This window comes from Lysinibacillus sp. HST-98 (assembly GCF_016757845.1).
GTDB lineage: Bacteria > Bacillota > Bacilli > Bacillales_A > Planococcaceae > Lysinibacillus > Lysinibacillus capsici.
Map to the genome: position 1 here is coordinate 78456 of NZ_JAENHX010000006.1, position 16752 is coordinate 95207.

A 16752-nucleotide genomic window follows, 5' to 3' on the forward strand; every position below is an offset into this window, starting at 1 on the left:
AAAATGTTGAAAATTTGTCATTTTTCTATAAATTCTGATTGATTATTAGATAAATTATTAAATCCTTTGATATATCTAAGTTTTCTCACACTTTATCCCTAAAAGATTTTTACACCTACAAAGAATTATTCTAAAATATCTAAAATTCAGATTCCTTACTTTACTTGAAAATTAATACAATTTCCCGAGTACACCTTTTACTCTTGTTCTAGATTTTACTATTCCCTCTAATCACAAAAAGCATGCCAAAAATCTTTTGGCATGCTTTGGGTAGTACATTTTTTAATTAATCACATAGTGCTGAAACTTTGCGTAATCTGCTGCTTTTACTTCAAGAGACAATAATGTCCCATTCTCTTCATAGGCTGTATTAAAAACAGAGGCATTTTCATTTAAATAAGAAACAACGTTCCCATGATCATAAGGTATTAACATGTCACACGTTACATAGTGCGAGAAGATGTGTTGACGAATTAGCTGTACTAATTCTTCTAATCCAACCCCCTGCTTCGCTGAAATCCAAATATTATCTCCACTTACCACAGGATATGGAACATCTACTATATCTGCTTTATTGTATACATAGATTGTCGGAATGTCCTCAACACCAACTGCTTTTAGTGTTTCATTTGTCACATCCATCATAAATCCGTGCTCAGTATTAGAAACATCTACCACATGGAGTAAAAGATCCGCATCTCGGGCCTCTTCCAAAGTGGAGCGAAATGCCTTCACTAAATGGTGAGGTAATTTACTAACAAAGCCTACAGTGTCTGTCAGTAAAAATGTCTTCCTATCAGGTAGTTCAATCTGACGAATAGAAGTTTCAAGGGTAGCAAAAAGCATATCCTTCTCAAAGACTTGCTTATGCTCTTCTTGTCCTATTTGCGTAAGCAGTTGATTCATAATCGTTGATTTCCCAGCATTTGTATAACCAACAATCGATACAACCGGAAGAGCATTTTTACGACGCTGTTTACGCTGCGTTTCTCTCTGTTCCTTAACGTGCTCTAGATCCTTTTTAATTTTAGCAATTTGATCTTCAATTTTTCGTCGATCCAATTCCAGCTTTGTCTCACCAGCACCACGGTTTTTAAAGCCTCCTCCAGTACCACCACCCTGACGGCTTAAAGAGGCATGTAAACCCACTAAGCGAGGTAGCATATATTGAAGCTGTGCTAATTCCACCTGCATTTGGGCTTCACGTGTTTTTGCGCGCCTTCCAAAAATATCTAAAATAAGCATTGTTCGATCAATGACCTTCGTTGCTAAATCACGTTCTAAATTACGGATTTGCGAAGGAGACAGTTCATCATTAAAAATAACGAGGTTTGCTTGTGCTTCGTCATAAAAATTTTTGATTTCTTCTATTTTACCTGTACCCACATAATGGGAAGGTGTCACACGTTCCAAATTTTGCGTGACAGTCCCAACTACTTCTACATGCAAGGCCTCAGCTAAATTTTTTAACTCTTCCATAGAATAGTCAAAGTGCTCATCATTTCGTAAATTTACGCCAACTAGTATGGCCTTTTCAATTAATACATCAACTTCCTTCATTCTATCCATTAGAAACCTCCCACCAAAGCTTGGTGTCGCTACGACAAATTTTCTTCATCTTACCATAAAAGACCCTTTTTCGTATTTGAAGATCATCGTTAACTTTTTTAAAAATGCGCCTCATGGAGAGGCGCATCACAACTATTTTCTTTCTTCTTTTAGTAGGGCTTCTGAGCGTGTGAACTCTTCTTCAATTTCTTTATTTGGTTTATATGTCAGCATACTGACAACAACCGCAACAATTAAACAAACAATGAAGCCAGGAACAATTTCGTACAACGCACTTGATAAAGCATCTACTTTACCCCAAATAAATGCAGTTGCAGCCCCTGTTACCATTCCGCTAAGTGCTCCGTAGTTCGTTAGCTTTCTCCAATATAAAGAAAGTAAAATAACAGGTCCGAAGGCTGCACCAAATCCTGCCCAAGCAAAGCCAACTAAGCTTAAGATAGAACTATCTGGATTCCACGCTAGGATTGCTGCAATAATTGCAACAACTAATACAGCCATACGCCCAACAAAAACGTAATGCTTATCGTCTGCTGTTTTATTAAATAATGCTTTATAAATATCCTCTACAAGCGCCGAAGAAGTTACAATTAATTGAGAAGAAATTGTACTCATAACAGCTGCTAAAATTGCCGCCAGCATAATACCCGCTATAAATGGATGGAATAAAATCTGTCCAAGTACAATAAAGACAGTTTCAGCGTCTTTTAGCTCACCCGCATTTTGCTGATAATAAGCTACACCCACCAAGGCAGTTCCAATAGCTCCAAATAAACTTAACATCATCCAGCCAATACCAATGCGTCGTGCTTGCTTCGTTTCTTTAACGGAACTAATCGCCATAAAGCGAACGATAATATGAGGCTGTCCAAAATAGCCTAGTCCCCAAGCAACTGAAGAAATGATCCCTGCTGCTGTCGCAGTGGCTGGTAATAAATTTAGAAGATCTGGATCAACAGATTTTATAGACGAAATAGTTTCCCCTATGCCACCTGTTACAAACAAGCCAAATATTGGTACCATAATAAGTGCTAAAAACATAATAAGACCTTGTAAGAAGTCTGTATAACTTACCGCTAAAAATCCGCCAAAAAGAGTGTATGCTACAACTACAGCCGACACAATTAATAAGCCCGTATGGTATTCATAACCAAATGAACTATCGAAAAACTTACCACCAGCTACCATACCTGAGGAAACATAAAATGTGAAAAATATTAGAATAATGACACCTGAGGCAATTCTTATAAGCTTAGTGTGATCTCGTAATCGGTTATCTAAATAACTTGGGATGGTGATGGAATCATTGGTAACCTGTGTATAAACTCGCAATCGTGGAGCAACAAACAACCAGTTTAAATAAGCCCCCACTGTTAATCCAATAGCAATCCAGGCCTCTACAAGACCTGATAAAAAAATAGCTCCAGGTAAGCCCATTAGGAGCCAGCCAGACATATCTGCAGCACCTGCACTTAACGCAGTTACCGCGGGACCTAATGAACGGCCGCCAAGCATGTAGTCTGTTAAATTTGATGTTTTAGCAAACGCATACCAGCCAATGCCTAGCATAGCGATCATATAAATAACTATCGCTAATAATTGATACATGTTATCTGACATAATTTCTCCTCCTTTATATTCACTAGTATCACCAATTCAAAAAGAATTACTATATTTAAGATACCACGAATATACAATCCTACCTATAAATACTCGGAATTTTTATTAAATTAATTCCGAATACCAAAGATGCCATTGTCTATTATAAAATGTGTTAAACTAGTGCCATCTATTACACAATAAAGTAGGCGAAAATGTATGACCTTTGAAGAAATGAAAGCTCTGCTCACTGAGCAAATTTTGCAACAAAAGCTTGTTACAGCTACAATCAGTCAACCACGTATGAAATCAAATGAAATAAAACGTATAAAATTAAAACCATTAATGTTAAAAAATCAGTACCATATACAAATTGAATACCAATATGAACGGATTTTAAAACATGAAAATATTCTATTGGCTCATTTTCCTTCCAAGCTTGATGCGTTTTTTGAGGAGTATCGTCAAGCTCATATTGATTTCGTAGATGAAACAGTACAAGTACAATTATCAAAAAAGAACAAAGTCCTTTGGAAATCAGATAAAACAGCTTCACCTAAACAAGTCCATCTAACCCATAATCGTAAAAAAAATTATTTACTATCTGATGATCAACCCTATCCATTTTTAATTCGACTGGGGGTACAAACAGAAGAAGGAAAGGTTAAGAAACAAAAGTATGATAAATTTAAACAGATTAACCGCTTCATTGAATTTATAGATGATGCCTTAACCTATTTACCTCAGAATCGACAGGTGAGGATTTTAGATTTTGGTTCAGGAAAATCCTACTTAACCTTTGCTTTGTATCATTATTTAAAAATTGAAAAAGGCTTAGACATTCGTGTTACTGGTTTAGATTTAAAAAAAGAGGTTATTGAAGAGTGCTCAAGAATAGCACAAGATCTAGGCTATGATCAGCTAGAATTTCTTGTAGGAGATATCAATGATTATAATGATGAAAGTGCTGTGGATATGGTGGTAACACTCCATGCATGTGATGTAGCGACAGATATGGCCTTGGCTCGTGCTGTAAAATGGGGAGCAAGTGTCATTCTAAGTGTGCCTTGCTGTCAGCATGAGTTAAATCGTCAACTAAATACACCTGCTCTCGATATTATGTTGCAACATGGACTTGTTCGAGAGCGATTTGCGGCACTTGCTACAGATGCTATTCGAGCTGAAATTTTATCGCTTGTTGGCTATGAGGCACAGCTTTTAGAGTTTATCGATATGGAGAATACACCTAAAAACATATTAATTCGAGCCTATCAAACAGGTAAAAAACCAAATGAAGAGCAACGTGCCAGCTATGATGCCTTCTTAAAATTATTGAATGCAACACCATTTTTAGCGAATGAGTTAAAAGAGTATTTATAACATACAGATGTACTTCAATCCAAATAAAAGGCGATCCAATGTTGATTGGACCGCCTTTTTTATTATAACTCTTGTCGTAAAGCTTGAATAACGTCGATTTTTGTTGCTTTACGTGCTGGGCGATAACCTGAAATCATCGCTACACCAACACTAATGGCTGCTGCAATAATGACTAGTTGCCATGGAATAAGAGAAAATGTTATATCATTTGTTGCAAAAGCTTCCTCCCCTGTTGCCGCCTTAAGAATTAATGGTAATGCTGCATTAGCCGCAAAGCTAATAGCATACGAGATGACAACCGCAATTAGCGTACCAAAAATACCGATAAATGTGCTTTCCATTAAAAATAACCGTTGTATAAGCTTCGGACTTGCCCCAATTGCCTTTAATACACCAATTTCACGTGTTCGCTCTGTGACAGCCATTGTCATTGTATTAAAAATACCAATAGAAGCAATCAACACAGCAATTGTACCAACAAAGATTAAGCCAATTTTTAATACAAGGAAAAATACATTCATTTGATCTAGCTGCTCTGTTACTGAATATACGCTATAGCCCTTATCTTTTAACTTCTCTAAAATCGGCTTTACGTTTTCTAATGTATCCGCATAAATATTAAATTCAGAGTAAAACAGCTCATCCTCTGCCATATTACTATCTGTTGATAAATTTTTAACCCATACTGCCTTTTGCTCTTTATCCATATGAATAGCGTTATCAACCATCCAATCATAAGAAGGTTTCTCCATTACACCAACAATTGTATAGCTCATTTTTTGCGTTTCTTCATTTGTACCCGTGTGAGGAACTAAGGACAGGTCTATGTTCTTTCCAATCAATGATTCTTTATAGCCCTCTTCACTACCATCATAATACGTACCCTCTGCTTCAGCCTTTTTACTTTTTTCCGCAATGACATCACGTTCTCTTTCATTCAATAATGTTTGAGCAAAATGATAGCCTACAACAATTTCATTAGATTTCGTTGGGTAACGCCCTTTTGCAAGCTTTCCATTTACCTGTTCAAAGTCCTGCATATCTGACAATATTAAATTAGAAGTTGTATCACGATCTTCAAAAAATGATTGCGCGGTAGCATTGACACTAATTGTTTCAAGCACTGTTTCTACATGTTCCATTTTTTTAATTTCTTGTACTTGGTCTTCAGTTAATTGCTTATCACCATATACTTGAATTTTTGTAACTGTTTCGTTTGAAAGAATTTCATTGCGTAAAGATTCCTGTAAACCAAAACCAACAGATGCTAGCACGATTAAAAAGGCACAGCCCATCGTTGCAGCTAGTATCGTCATAAACACACGCAGCTTATTTTTCTTGATATGCTGTGTTACAAAATCTAATTGATCCTTAAATAACATGTTAAGCTTCCTCCTTTACAAGTTCTCCATCGTACATGCGGAAGCGTCTATGTGCGATAGTAGCTACTTCTTCATCGTGCGTGATAATGACAAAAGTTAGCCCTAATTCACGATTTAAACTTTGAATAAGCAATAAGATATCCTGCTCGGTTTCTGAATCGAGACTCCCTGTTGGCTCATCAGCAAGTAATATAGGAGGATTCGTAATAAGTGCTCGTGCAATGCTGACACGCTGTTGCTGTCCACCTGACAATTCATTGGGATAATGGTCTGCTACTTCTGTCAAACCAACCTTGTCCATTAATTTCTTCACTTTTTCTTTGCGCATAGCCTTACGCAAACCCTGTAGCTTTAAAGGTAATTCGATATTTTCAAAAGCAGTTAAACCAGGCATCAATTGGAAGTTTTGAAAAATAAAACCGAATTGACGTAAACGGAAGGCAGCACTTTCTGTTTCAGTTAGATGGGCTGTTTCCTTTCCATTTACTTTAATAGAGCCCTGTTCAGCTTTCATAAAACCAGCTAGAACTTGTAATAAGGTAGATTTTCCTGAGCCACTTTTACCTACAATAGCAACAATTTCTCCTTTATTGACCTCGAAGTTCACACCTTTCAATACTGGTACTTGTTTTTCCTTCCCTCGTTTTCCAATTAAAAATGTATGTTGTAAGTTTTCAACCTGAATCATTAGTTAATAAACGCTCCTTTCCTATTCATTTTCCATTGTAAAAAACAATTCTTAATAAAGAGGGAGGATAAAAATGAAGATATTCTTAAGAATAAGAAGGTACTCTTCTGGTTATCAAACGAATTTACAATACCTTTACAATTCCAATGCGTTATTTTTATTATCTTCTATCCTCTTTCGCGTTTTAATCTGTACTAATAATTCACCATTATAGAAAAATAGCCATTTATAACAGGGTTTTTCTGTACTCATAAAAATAAATACAGCTGGATTACCTCACATTTTGTGAACGAATTATATATTACAGCAATGTAAATTTTTATGTCGAATAGTAAATTTTTATGTAGATAAATTAAAGATTTTGTTATGATAGTAAAGTTTAGAGGTCGATTAATTTATTTATATCCAGGAGGATTCGATTCACATGCTTAACTCAAAAAAACAAGACCCTTTCTTTATTGCATTGCATAAAATTGCTGAAAATATGAGAGAGGCTGTACATTACGCAAATGATTTTCGTATTAACAGTGTAGCTGACCTAAAAGAGATTAGCATTACAATGAAAAATTATGAAACTGCTGGTGATAAGCTTATTCATGAACTGATTGTCATGTTAAACAAATCATTTATGACACCTATTGAACGTGAGGATATTTTAGAGCTCGCCATTCGTATGGATGATGTTTTAGATGGAACAGAACACTGTATTGCACATTTTGAAATGTTTTCGCTCACTGAGATTGATGAATCTATGCGCATTTTCTTAGGGTTTATTTCAAAAAGTGCTGATGAAATAGTCAAAGCGACAGAAGAGTTAAAGAAAAAGAATCTAATTGGCATGCGTCCACACGCAATTCTTATTAAAGACTATGAACGTGAATGTGATGAGGTACAACGTACTTCTATTAAGAAGTTATTTTTAAATGAAAAGGATCCAATCCGCCTCATTAAATTTAAGGATATTTATGAACAACTTGAAGATATCGCTGATCATTGTCAAAACGTAGCAAATACTATGGAAACAATTATCATGCGTAACGCATAATTAGGAGATGGGCACTTTACAATGAACACAATCATTATATTAACCGTACTGGTCGTCATCTTTGCCCTAACATTTGACTTTATCAATGGCTTCCATGATACAGCAAATGCTATTGCAACTTCGGTTTCTACTAGAGCATTGCCACCTCGCACGGCAATCATCATGGCGGCAACTATGAACTTTATTGGTGCTATCACCTTTGTAGGGGTCGCAAAAGCTCTAACAAAAGATATTGTAGATCCTTTTGCATTAAATGCTTTTGAAGGAGACACAACTGGCTCAGTCGTTATTTTAGCTGCATTAATTTCAGCTATAATTTGGAATTTATTGACATGGTATTTCGGTATTCCGTCAAGTTCTTCACATACATTGATTGGGTCTATTGCTGGTGCTGCAATCGCATCCGCTGGTTTTAATGTGTTAAACTATGGCGGCTTTACTAAAATCATCATGGCTTTAGTGTTTTCACCTTTACTTGCTATATGTGCAGGCTTTATTATGATGACTCTTTTTAAACTCTGGTTTAAAAATTTAAATTTATATCGGACGAATAAAGGTTTCCGTACAATGCAAATTTTTACTGCTGCCATCCAATCATTCACCCATGGTACAAATGATGCACAAAAAGCGATGGGGATTATGACGATGGCGTTAATCGCTGGTGGCTTGCACACTGGAGATGAAATACCTTTCTGGGTGCGTGCTGCTGCAGCTACAGCAATGGGGCTAGGTACCTCAATTGGTGGTTATAAAATCATTAAAACGGTTGGCGGTAAGATTATGAAAATCCGCCCTGTTAATGGTGTTGCGGCAGATTTAGCATCGGCTACTGTTATTTTTGGCGCTACGCTAATCCACTTACCTGTATCAACAACACATGTCATTTCTTCATCCATTATGGGTGTCGGTTCAGCACAGCGTGTGCGTGGTGTAAACTGGGGGATGGCTCGAAAGATTGTTACTACGTGGGTGATTACAATGCCAATTTCAGCCGTTATGGCATCTGTTATTTATTTCATATTATCATTATTCTTTTAATAGTAAGACTCCTGTCCAAAAAGTGGATGGGAGTCTTTACTTTGTCACACGACAAAATGTGACACATCCTTTACACTAATTGAAAAGGGGGATGTATAAACAACTATGAAAACTTTTTCAGCTTTTATTACAGCACATGCGAAAGCAATCGTAGTCATATGGCTTATTATTTTTCTAGCAATGGCGTACTTTGCTTTACAGCTTCCAGGCAAACTTCAAGGTGATGGTTTCTTTGTCGAAGCAGATCATAACTATGTTACCAACGAGCTAGCAGAAAAATTTGATTTACCATCTAATACGATTTTAGTTGTCTTTGATCCAGCTGATGATCAGAAAATTAAAGACACTTTAAAAAAATTAGATAACATAAAAGAGATTCATTCTATTCAATCACCTTTAGAAGACTCCTCTTTACGGAAAGATGGTATTGCCTATGCTATGGTTCACATAAAGAACGATGTAGAAAACCTTCCTGACATTGTTGAGGAATTCCGTTCATTGATTGAAAAAGACGGTATTAGTGTCACTGGAGGGCCTGTTATTTCTGCCGACATAAATACTGCTAGTCAAAAGGATTTGGCATCAGCTGAGGCCATTGGATTGCCAATTGCCATCGTGGTTCTCTTATTAGCATTTGGTACAGTTGTTGCTTCTATTTTGCCAATCATCATTGGTGTTGTAACAGTGGTTACCGCCTTTGGTATGATGACGTTGCTCAGTGCTAATGTCAATCTATCTATTTTCGTCTTAAATATTGTACCAATGCTTGGGCTGGCTTTAAGTATTGATTTTGCGTTGCTGTTTATTAATCGTTACCGAGAAGAACGCACACATACTTCTATTGCTCAAGCCATTCAAACTGCTATTCAGACAGCAGGTCGTTCTATCATTTTCTCTGCAGTCTGTGTCATGATTGGCTTAGGTGCGATGATTGTCATTGATGTAGAAATTTTTCATAATATCGCCCTAGGAGGCACTATAGTCGTCCTGTTAGCCGTTCTTTCTGGCTTAACATTACTTCCTGCCACTATGATGCTATTAGGAGATAGACTTAATAAATGGCGCTTAATACGCGTTAAACCAGATGGGGCAAATCGTTGGCGTGGCTTTGCAGGTTTTGTCATGAAACATCCAGTAGCTATAGTGATTTCAGCATTATTATTACTAGGCATCGGCATGATCCCTTTAAAGGATATCCAATTAACCATTCCACAGGTGGACTCCTTACCTACGAAATATGATGCTCGTGCAGCATACGATAAATTAGATGAAACGTTTGGACTAGGTGAATCCTCTACATTATATTTGTTAGCTGAACGAAAAGGTGGCTGGGAGGATACTGAGGGTAGAGAGTTAATTTATACTATTCAAGAAAAGCTATTAAAGGACCCGTTAGTGACTAATGTTTCAACTATTTATACAGCTGCTAACATTCAAACACCAGAGGAGCTTTCTGCTTCTTTAGCTATTCCACAGGTTGCAGAACAATTAAAACCTGTTATTAATTCATTCTCGAAGGATACACAGCTATTTGTCCCCATTACAATTGATGCAGCAGGTTCTTCCTCTACAGCTCAAAAATTTGCCCGAACATGGATGGACAAAGACCTGGGCGTGGATTTTGCACTTGGTGGACCAGCTAAATTCAACCAAGAAATTTTTGATGAAATTGCTAATAAAATTGTTTTAGCTATAGCGATTATTATCGTTTCCACATTCTTTATTTTAATGTTGGCATTCCGTTCTATCTTAATTCCGTTAAAGGCAATAATCATGAACATTATTGGACTTTCATCTGCATTCGGTATACTCGTTTATATTTTCCAATATGGTCATTTTGGTATTGAAGCAAGCTCCATTGTACTAATCATTCCAGTTATTGTTTTTTGTCTTGTATTTGGCTTAAGTATGGACTACGAAGTCTTTTTAATTTCTCGTATCCAAGAGGAATATTTAAAGGGCTCTGATAATACGCGGGCAACAATTGATGGCTTAACATCCACTAGCCGAATAATTACATCGGCAGCGCTTATCATGATTGTTATTACAGGTGCTTTTGCCTTCACAGATGTCATGCCTGTGAAGCAAATTGGTGTGGGTATCGCTATTGCTGTTGCCATTGATGCAACGATTATTCGTCTTATGCTTGTACCTAGTCTTATGAAGCTGTTTGGTGATTGGAACTGGTGGCTTCCTTTCTCAAAGAAAAGTAAATAACATAAAGAAAATCCACCTCCCTTATAAAAGGAGGTGGATTTTTTCAATTAAGCGTAAATGCTTTTATACCATTCTTTTGCTGCTTGTACTTCAGGCATTGTTAGTTGATGACCAAAATTAAACCATTTCGTCGTTACCGTTGCACCTGCAGCTCTTAAAAGGTTTTCTAAATCCTCAGATTCCTGTGCTGTACACATTGGATCATTCGTACCCGCACCGATAAACACAGGTGTTGGAGAAAGTTGCGGTAATTCAATACCACGTCTTGGTACCATTGGGTGATGCAAAATAGCTCCCGCTAACGCATCATCGTAGTGGAATAATAAGCTTGCTGCAATATTAGCACCATTCGAATACCCTATTGCTACAATTCGTTGGCGATCAAAGCCATATTGCTGTGCTGACGTCTGTAAAAATTCATGAAGCTCCTTTGTACGAAAGATTAAATCCTCAATATCAAAGACACCTTCGGCTAATCGGCGGAAAAATCGTGGCATTCCATGCTCAAGTACATTTCCGCGAACACTTAAAATATTGGCTGTTTCATCTATTTCTTTTGCCAGACCAATAAGACTTTCCTCATTACCACCTGTACCATGTAGTAATAATAATGTCGGCTTTGTTTCGTCTGTACCTTTATAATAAATATGTTGCACTGACAGTCACCTCTCAATTATCTTGAATTCGAGATAATTGTAGCCTGTGGCAAAATTAAATTCAAGCTCTTCGACTTATTAATTTCACGATTTTCACGATTTGGCTGTTCTTCGTGATTTTTATAAAAATTAGTAATGGTATAAACTGAAAATAAACATGCCGCTATCACAACAACAATAACAATTCCCACTAATTTTTTTCCGTTCATCTATCATGATCCCCCGTATTTCTTATTTCTTTGTACGAAAGCCTTCTTCTAGTAAATATTCCTTTGCTGCCTCATACGTACCAAATGCCTCTTCCAGATTGTCTCCATGATACACGTTCCACGAACGTTGCTCAAAAGCTAGCTGTAACTGACTACCCTCGCGACTATGCCAAATCTCCACAATTGGTTCCTGCTCTTCTACTTCTTCAGATAAATATTGGATTGCGTCTTCAATAATTTCACGAAGTTGTTGTTCATCGTAGTCACGGATATTTACTAATCCTTTATCATTAGCCTCATTCTCATAGCGTAATAAATCTCCCACAAAGACAAAGCCATTGCCGTTTGGATGTAACTTCTCAACTACAATCGTTTTTTCGTAAAGACTGTCCATATAATGATAATTTAGGCGCTTTAAAGAAATTTCCTTTTTTGTTAACTCAGAAAACGATTCAATAATCGCTTGTTTTTGTTCAAATGTTAGCATATAAAAAATGCTCCTTTTCTTTACAATCTATCTAACAGTATAACTCATTTTTTCCTATTATATCGTGTCGTTTCTAAATCATTTTTGCGCAAGAAAATAGGACAAGCTAATATTATAGCTTATCCTATTTAAACTTATGAGGTTTGATTAACTATTTTTTCACGTGTGAATTTTATCACCTGTGCAACATACAATTCCCGATAAGGAACAAATTGTGCAGTACCTACTGGTCTGACAATTCTCACACGTTGACCATCAGGGAAATATTCATACCCTTCAATATTAAGTGTCGTCGTTTCTCCCAAGAAGAAAGCCTCCGCCTCATTTAGCCTCGCTCTAACTACACCCGATACTTCTTCATACTGCAAAGCAAAGGAATCCCAATCATGCTTGAAAGGATATATGTAGACATGGCAAAATTCATTGTCGATCATATTTTCAGAAACGATACTACAAGATGTCATGCCCATTTTCACAACTTCATGGACATCAATGTTGAGTCCTAATTCTTCTTTTACTTCTCGAATGCCTGACTCTACCGTCTCAATCGCTAAAAGATGCCCTGCTGCTGTAATATCGAGTAACCCTGGATAATCCTTTTTCTGTGAACTACGTACTTGAAAATAAATATAGTCTTCATTTACAAGCCAGCAATGAAAAGTCTCATGCCAAAGCCCCTTTTCATGCACTTCCGCTCTCGTAGCTGTCCCAATTTGCTCATGCTGTTCATTAAATACCTTTACAATTTCTTGTTCCATTGTTTCGACTCCTATACTGACTTCGTCGCTTTTTTCTTAATTGCATTACGTTGATCATAAATATTGGATACGATAACCTTTAAGACTGCATAAAATGGTACAGCGATAATAATACCAATAAAACCTGCTATATTACCTGCCGCTAAAATAATTGTAATAACGGTAAGGGGATGGATATCAAGTGATTTCCCCATGACATTAGGTGTAATAAAGTTGCTGTCTATTTGCTGAGCAACCAGCGTCACAACCGAAACCCACACCACTAAAATTGGATCTTGAATAACTGCCACTATCAGGGCTGGCGCAAAGGCAATCCAAGGCCCGATAAATGGAATCATATTCATAAAGAATGCAAAAATCACTAGTAATAACGAATAGTCTAATCCGATAATTAAATAGCCTACATACATTATTAGTGCTAATAAAAAACTAATTTGCAGTTGGCCCTGAATATAGGTACGTAATACATCGTCAATCTCACTTAATGTTTTCTTTACCCATTGCTGACGTTCACCACTGAAATATTTATAGATGGATGGAGCAAACTTCTCATGATCCTTCAGCATAAAAATAAAGAAGAATGGAATTAAAATAGCTAGTAACGACACAGAAACAATCGATTGTAAAAAGGACACAAATCCCTTACTCGTTACTACTGCGATATCCTGTACGGAATTCGCCATTTTTTTAATAACATCATTTAATTCCTGTGGGAAGTTATCCTTATTTTGCGTTACATATTCTGTTAGTTGCTGGATGCTCGTACTAATACTCGTACTAATCATAGGGGCATTCTTCACTAATTTATTGACCTGCTCGGCAATCGGGTTACCAATAATCCACCCAAAAATACCTATCATTGCTATTAGTCCGAACACGATCGTCAATATACTTCCCCATCGAGGAAATCTACGTTTTTCTAAAAATCTCTGAATTGGTTCCGTCACATAATAGAGAACACCACCAAGTAGTAAAGGCACAAAAATGGCTTTTAATATGATGACAAGCGGTGAAAAAATCCAATGAATTTCTATAAAATATTTAATGATTAATAGTGTAAGTAGTATCCCTACTCCTACTTGAAACCAAACTTTCCTTGTCACTTTCTTTCACTTCCTTTAATAGCAGTTACTGAAAATACTACTGATATATTAACCATTTCGCAAGTATCCTAGTATTTTTTTACAGAACTCTTCTGACAAACTAAAAAATTCGCTCACTTCCACAATAATAGTTATCGTGGAAGTGAAACGAATTTAAGTCATCCATTATAGAGTAGAATCATCTATGGAATTTAAGAATGTCTCAATTTCTCCAATAACTGATTCAACACAGCCATCCTCAAATGGTGAGATTAAACCTGCCTCTTTTACAAGCTTTGTAAAGGACATAGAGCCACCTAAACCACAAAGATGAATATAGTCTTTCCAAGCCGCTTCAAATTCTTCACGTGAACGTTTCCAGAATTGGAAGGCACAAATTTGTGCTAACGTGTAATCAATGTAGTAGAACGGACTGGCATAGATGTGAGCCTGACGTTGCCAAATGCCCCCAGCCTCTAGGTAACTGTTATGATCATAGTCACGGTGTGGTAAATACGTTTCCTCAATTTTTTTCCATGCAGCTTTACGTTCAGCAGGAGTCATTGTTGGATTTTCATAAATAACATGCTGGAACTCATCTACTGCCACACCATATGGTAAGAATAAAAGACCGCTACTTAAATGTGTGAATTTATATTTCTCTGTATCACCTTCAAAGAACAGCTCCATCCAAGGCCATGTGAAGAATTCCATACTCATCGAGTGAATTTCACAAGACTCGTAGGTAGGCCATAAATACTCAGGAATGCCAATATTACGGCTTGAATAAACTTGGAAAGCATGTCCAGCTTCATGTGTTAATACATCGATGTCACCTGAAGTACCATTAAAATTTGAGAAAATGAATGGGGAATGATAGTTTTCAATAAACGTACAATAACCGCCACTTTCTTTCCCTTTCTTCGCTACAAGATCCATTAAGTCATGGTCAATCATGAAATTAAAGAATTCTCCTGTCTCAGGTGAAAGCTCCTCATACATTTTTTTACCGTTTGCTACAATCCACTCAGGATTTCCTTTTGGTGTAGCATTACCTGATAAGAAGTTAAGTGCTTCATCATAAAATTTGAAATCTTCAATGCCAATTCGCTTTGCCTGACGCTCATAAAGCTTCGTTGCAACAGGCACAATTAAATCACGTACCTGATCACGGAATTTTTTAACCATATCAGCATTGTAATCAATCCGATTCATACGAATATAGCCTAGTTCAACATAGTTGTTATAGCCAAGTTTAATCGCAATTTCATGGCGTACCTTGACAAGTTCATCATATAAACGATCGAATTCATCTTCATGCTGTGCAAAGAAGCCAAAGCGAGCATCCGTTGCTGCCTTACGTGTTTCTCGATCCGTTGACTCTGCAAACGGACCAAGCTGAGCGAGTGTTAATGTTTCCCCATTAAAGTCAATTTGTGCAGATGCAACAAGCTTATTGTACTCAGAAACAAGTCTGTTTTCTTTTTGCATCAAATCAATAACTTCTGGTGAGAAGCCTTTAATTTGATAAGTTGCTAGATCAAATAATTGCTGACCCCATTTTTCTTCTAATTGCTCACGAAATGGTGAATCAATTAAAGCTTTATAGTATTCCGTCGTTACTTCTTCTAACTCAGGACCTACTTCATCGAAATAATCACGTTCTGCTTGATAAAATTCATCGTTCGTATCGATTGAAGCACGAATATATACTAAATTAGCCATTGTCGCAAAGTCATTACTAATTGCATTGTGCTTTTCAATGATATTACTTTGCTCGTCCATCGATTGTGCTTGTTTAAATTGCTCAATGAGTGCTAACTGCTGCTCTTTCATTGATGCCACATTTGGACGGCTGTATTGATATTCTTTAAACGTTGTCATTAAAGTCCCCTCTTTCTGTCCTATACCCCGTAATATTTCTATTATATGCCAAATAGAATCTATTAAGAAACAATTATCTCTTTTCTGTTCCATGATTTTTTGAGAAAGAAGCAGTTCCTAAATATAATAGCGTTGTTGTTTTAATAGCCCACAATATATGTTTTTAATAACGCCGCTCTTTCTCTTATTCTTAATTTTGCTTCTACTGATTTTGGTGTTCTTGCTGATAGAACATCTACTTCAAAATCTAACGATTCAGCAAGATATTTTGCACGTTTCAAATGAAAGTCATTTGAAACGATGGTAATTTTCTTTGTCTCTTTTGGTAATAAATCTTTAGAGAATACTAAATTTTCATAAGTAGATGTAGATTGATCTTCTATGATAATTCTCGTGGCATCGATGCCATACTGTTCCAAATAGTCTTGCATTACAGATGCCTCTGTACGATCTTCATCAGGTCCTTGTCCACCGGACACAATGACCTTAACATGTGGGTATTTTGTTAAGTATGGAACAGCCACCTCTAATCTACTTTTTAATGAAAGCGATGGTACACCACCTGGCCTTACTTTTGCTCCCAATATAATCATATAATCAGCTGAACCATCGGCCTTCGGTTCCATACCCTGATCAATTTCTTTTCCCAGCCAAGTATAAAGAACGATTCCACTACCGATTAAAATAACACCAACTGTCATCAACCACCTTCTCACATATCATTCCTCCTTTACCTTTTATTAACGATGATAAAAAGA

General features: G+C 36.7%; 15 protein-coding genes. 4 read left to right on the forward strand and 11 right to left on the reverse strand.

The window, feature by feature from the left end; translation table 11 throughout:
• Nucleotides 1-282: 282 nt before the first annotated feature.
• A complete protein-coding gene (gene hflX / locus JIN86_RS14640; RefSeq protein ID WP_202342260.1) occupies nucleotides 283-1569 on the reverse strand; it encodes a GTPase HflX in 1287 nt (428 codons plus the stop codon).
• A 132-nt stretch (nucleotides 1570-1701) separates the two neighbouring features.
• Nucleotides 1702-3189 carry a sodium/proline symporter PutP gene (putP, locus tag JIN86_RS14645; RefSeq protein ID WP_004231936.1) on the reverse strand — a complete coding sequence of 496 codons (1488 nt, stop codon included), beginning with the start codon at nucleotides 3187-3189 and terminating at the stop codon, nucleotides 1702-1704.
• A gap of 198 nt (nucleotides 3190-3387) precedes the next feature.
• On the opposite strand from putP, the gene JIN86_RS14650 reads away from it, so the two are divergent.
• Nucleotides 3388-4548, forward strand: a complete 1161-nt coding sequence (locus JIN86_RS14650; protein WP_004231934.1) for a class I SAM-dependent methyltransferase — start codon at nucleotides 3388-3390, stop codon at nucleotides 4546-4548.
• Between the two features lie 62 nt (nucleotides 4549-4610).
• Here the strand turns inward: JIN86_RS14650 and JIN86_RS14655 are convergent, their stop codons facing one another.
• Both JIN86_RS14655 and JIN86_RS14660 read right to left on the reverse strand, forming a co-directional pair.
• Complete coding sequence (locus JIN86_RS14655; protein WP_004231933.1) at nucleotides 4611-5930, reverse strand: ABC transporter permease; 1320 nt, start codon at nucleotides 5928-5930, stop codon at nucleotides 4611-4613.
• A 1-nt stretch (nucleotide 5931) separates the two neighbouring features.
• Nucleotides 5932-6618: an ABC transporter ATP-binding protein gene (locus JIN86_RS14660; protein ID WP_004231931.1), complete on the reverse strand. Its 687-nt coding sequence runs from the start codon at nucleotides 6616-6618 to the stop codon at nucleotides 5932-5934.
• A 424-nt stretch (nucleotides 6619-7042) separates the two neighbouring features.
• On the opposite strand from JIN86_RS14660, the gene JIN86_RS14665 reads away from it, so the two are divergent.
• From JIN86_RS14665 to JIN86_RS14675, 3 genes are all read left to right on the forward strand, one after another.
• Entirely contained in the window at nucleotides 7043-7663 is a 621-nt protein-coding gene (locus JIN86_RS14665) for a DUF47 domain-containing protein (protein ID WP_004231927.1), read from the forward strand.
• 21 nt (nucleotides 7664-7684) lie between these two features.
• A complete protein-coding gene (locus JIN86_RS14670) occupies nucleotides 7685-8701 on the forward strand; it encodes an inorganic phosphate transporter (RefSeq protein WP_004231925.1) in 1017 nt (338 codons plus the stop codon).
• Between the two features lie 105 nt (nucleotides 8702-8806).
• Nucleotides 8807-10918 (forward strand): MMPL family transporter, encoded by a 2112-nt coding sequence (locus tag JIN86_RS14675; RefSeq protein WP_004231922.1) that lies wholly within the window; start codon nucleotides 8807-8809, stop codon nucleotides 10916-10918.
• A 47-nt stretch (nucleotides 10919-10965) separates the two neighbouring features.
• Here JIN86_RS14675 and JIN86_RS14680 read toward each other — a convergent pair whose 3' ends face one another.
• From JIN86_RS14680 to JIN86_RS14710, 7 genes are all read right to left on the reverse strand, one after another.
• Nucleotides 10966-11574: an alpha/beta hydrolase gene (locus tag JIN86_RS14680; RefSeq protein ID WP_004231919.1), complete on the reverse strand. Its 609-nt coding sequence runs from the start codon at nucleotides 11572-11574 to the stop codon at nucleotides 10966-10968.
• 17 nt (nucleotides 11575-11591) lie between these two features.
• Nucleotides 11592-11783 (reverse strand): hypothetical protein, encoded by a 192-nt coding sequence (locus JIN86_RS14685; protein WP_004231917.1) that lies wholly within the window; start codon nucleotides 11781-11783, stop codon nucleotides 11592-11594.
• A 22-nt stretch (nucleotides 11784-11805) separates the two neighbouring features.
• Nucleotides 11806-12270, reverse strand: coding sequence for a hypothetical protein (locus tag JIN86_RS14690; RefSeq protein ID WP_202342261.1), 465 nt, complete (start codon nucleotides 12268-12270; stop codon nucleotides 11806-11808).
• A 134-nt stretch (nucleotides 12271-12404) separates the two neighbouring features.
• Nucleotides 12405-13028 carry an NUDIX hydrolase gene (locus tag JIN86_RS14695; protein WP_202342262.1) on the reverse strand — a complete coding sequence of 208 codons (624 nt, stop codon included), beginning with the start codon at nucleotides 13026-13028 and terminating at the stop codon, nucleotides 12405-12407.
• 11 nt (nucleotides 13029-13039) lie between these two features.
• Nucleotides 13040-14131: an AI-2E family transporter gene (locus JIN86_RS14700; protein ID WP_004231912.1), complete on the reverse strand. Its 1092-nt coding sequence runs from the start codon at nucleotides 14129-14131 to the stop codon at nucleotides 13040-13042.
• Between the two features lie 165 nt (nucleotides 14132-14296).
• Entirely contained in the window at nucleotides 14297-15994 is a 1698-nt protein-coding gene (locus tag JIN86_RS14705; protein ID WP_004231910.1) for a M3 family oligoendopeptidase, read from the reverse strand.
• 140 nt (nucleotides 15995-16134) lie between these two features.
• Nucleotides 16135-16710, reverse strand: a complete 576-nt coding sequence (locus JIN86_RS14710) for a YdcF family protein (protein ID WP_225340503.1) — start codon at nucleotides 16708-16710, stop codon at nucleotides 16135-16137.
• Nucleotides 16711-16752: the final 42 nt, after the last annotated feature.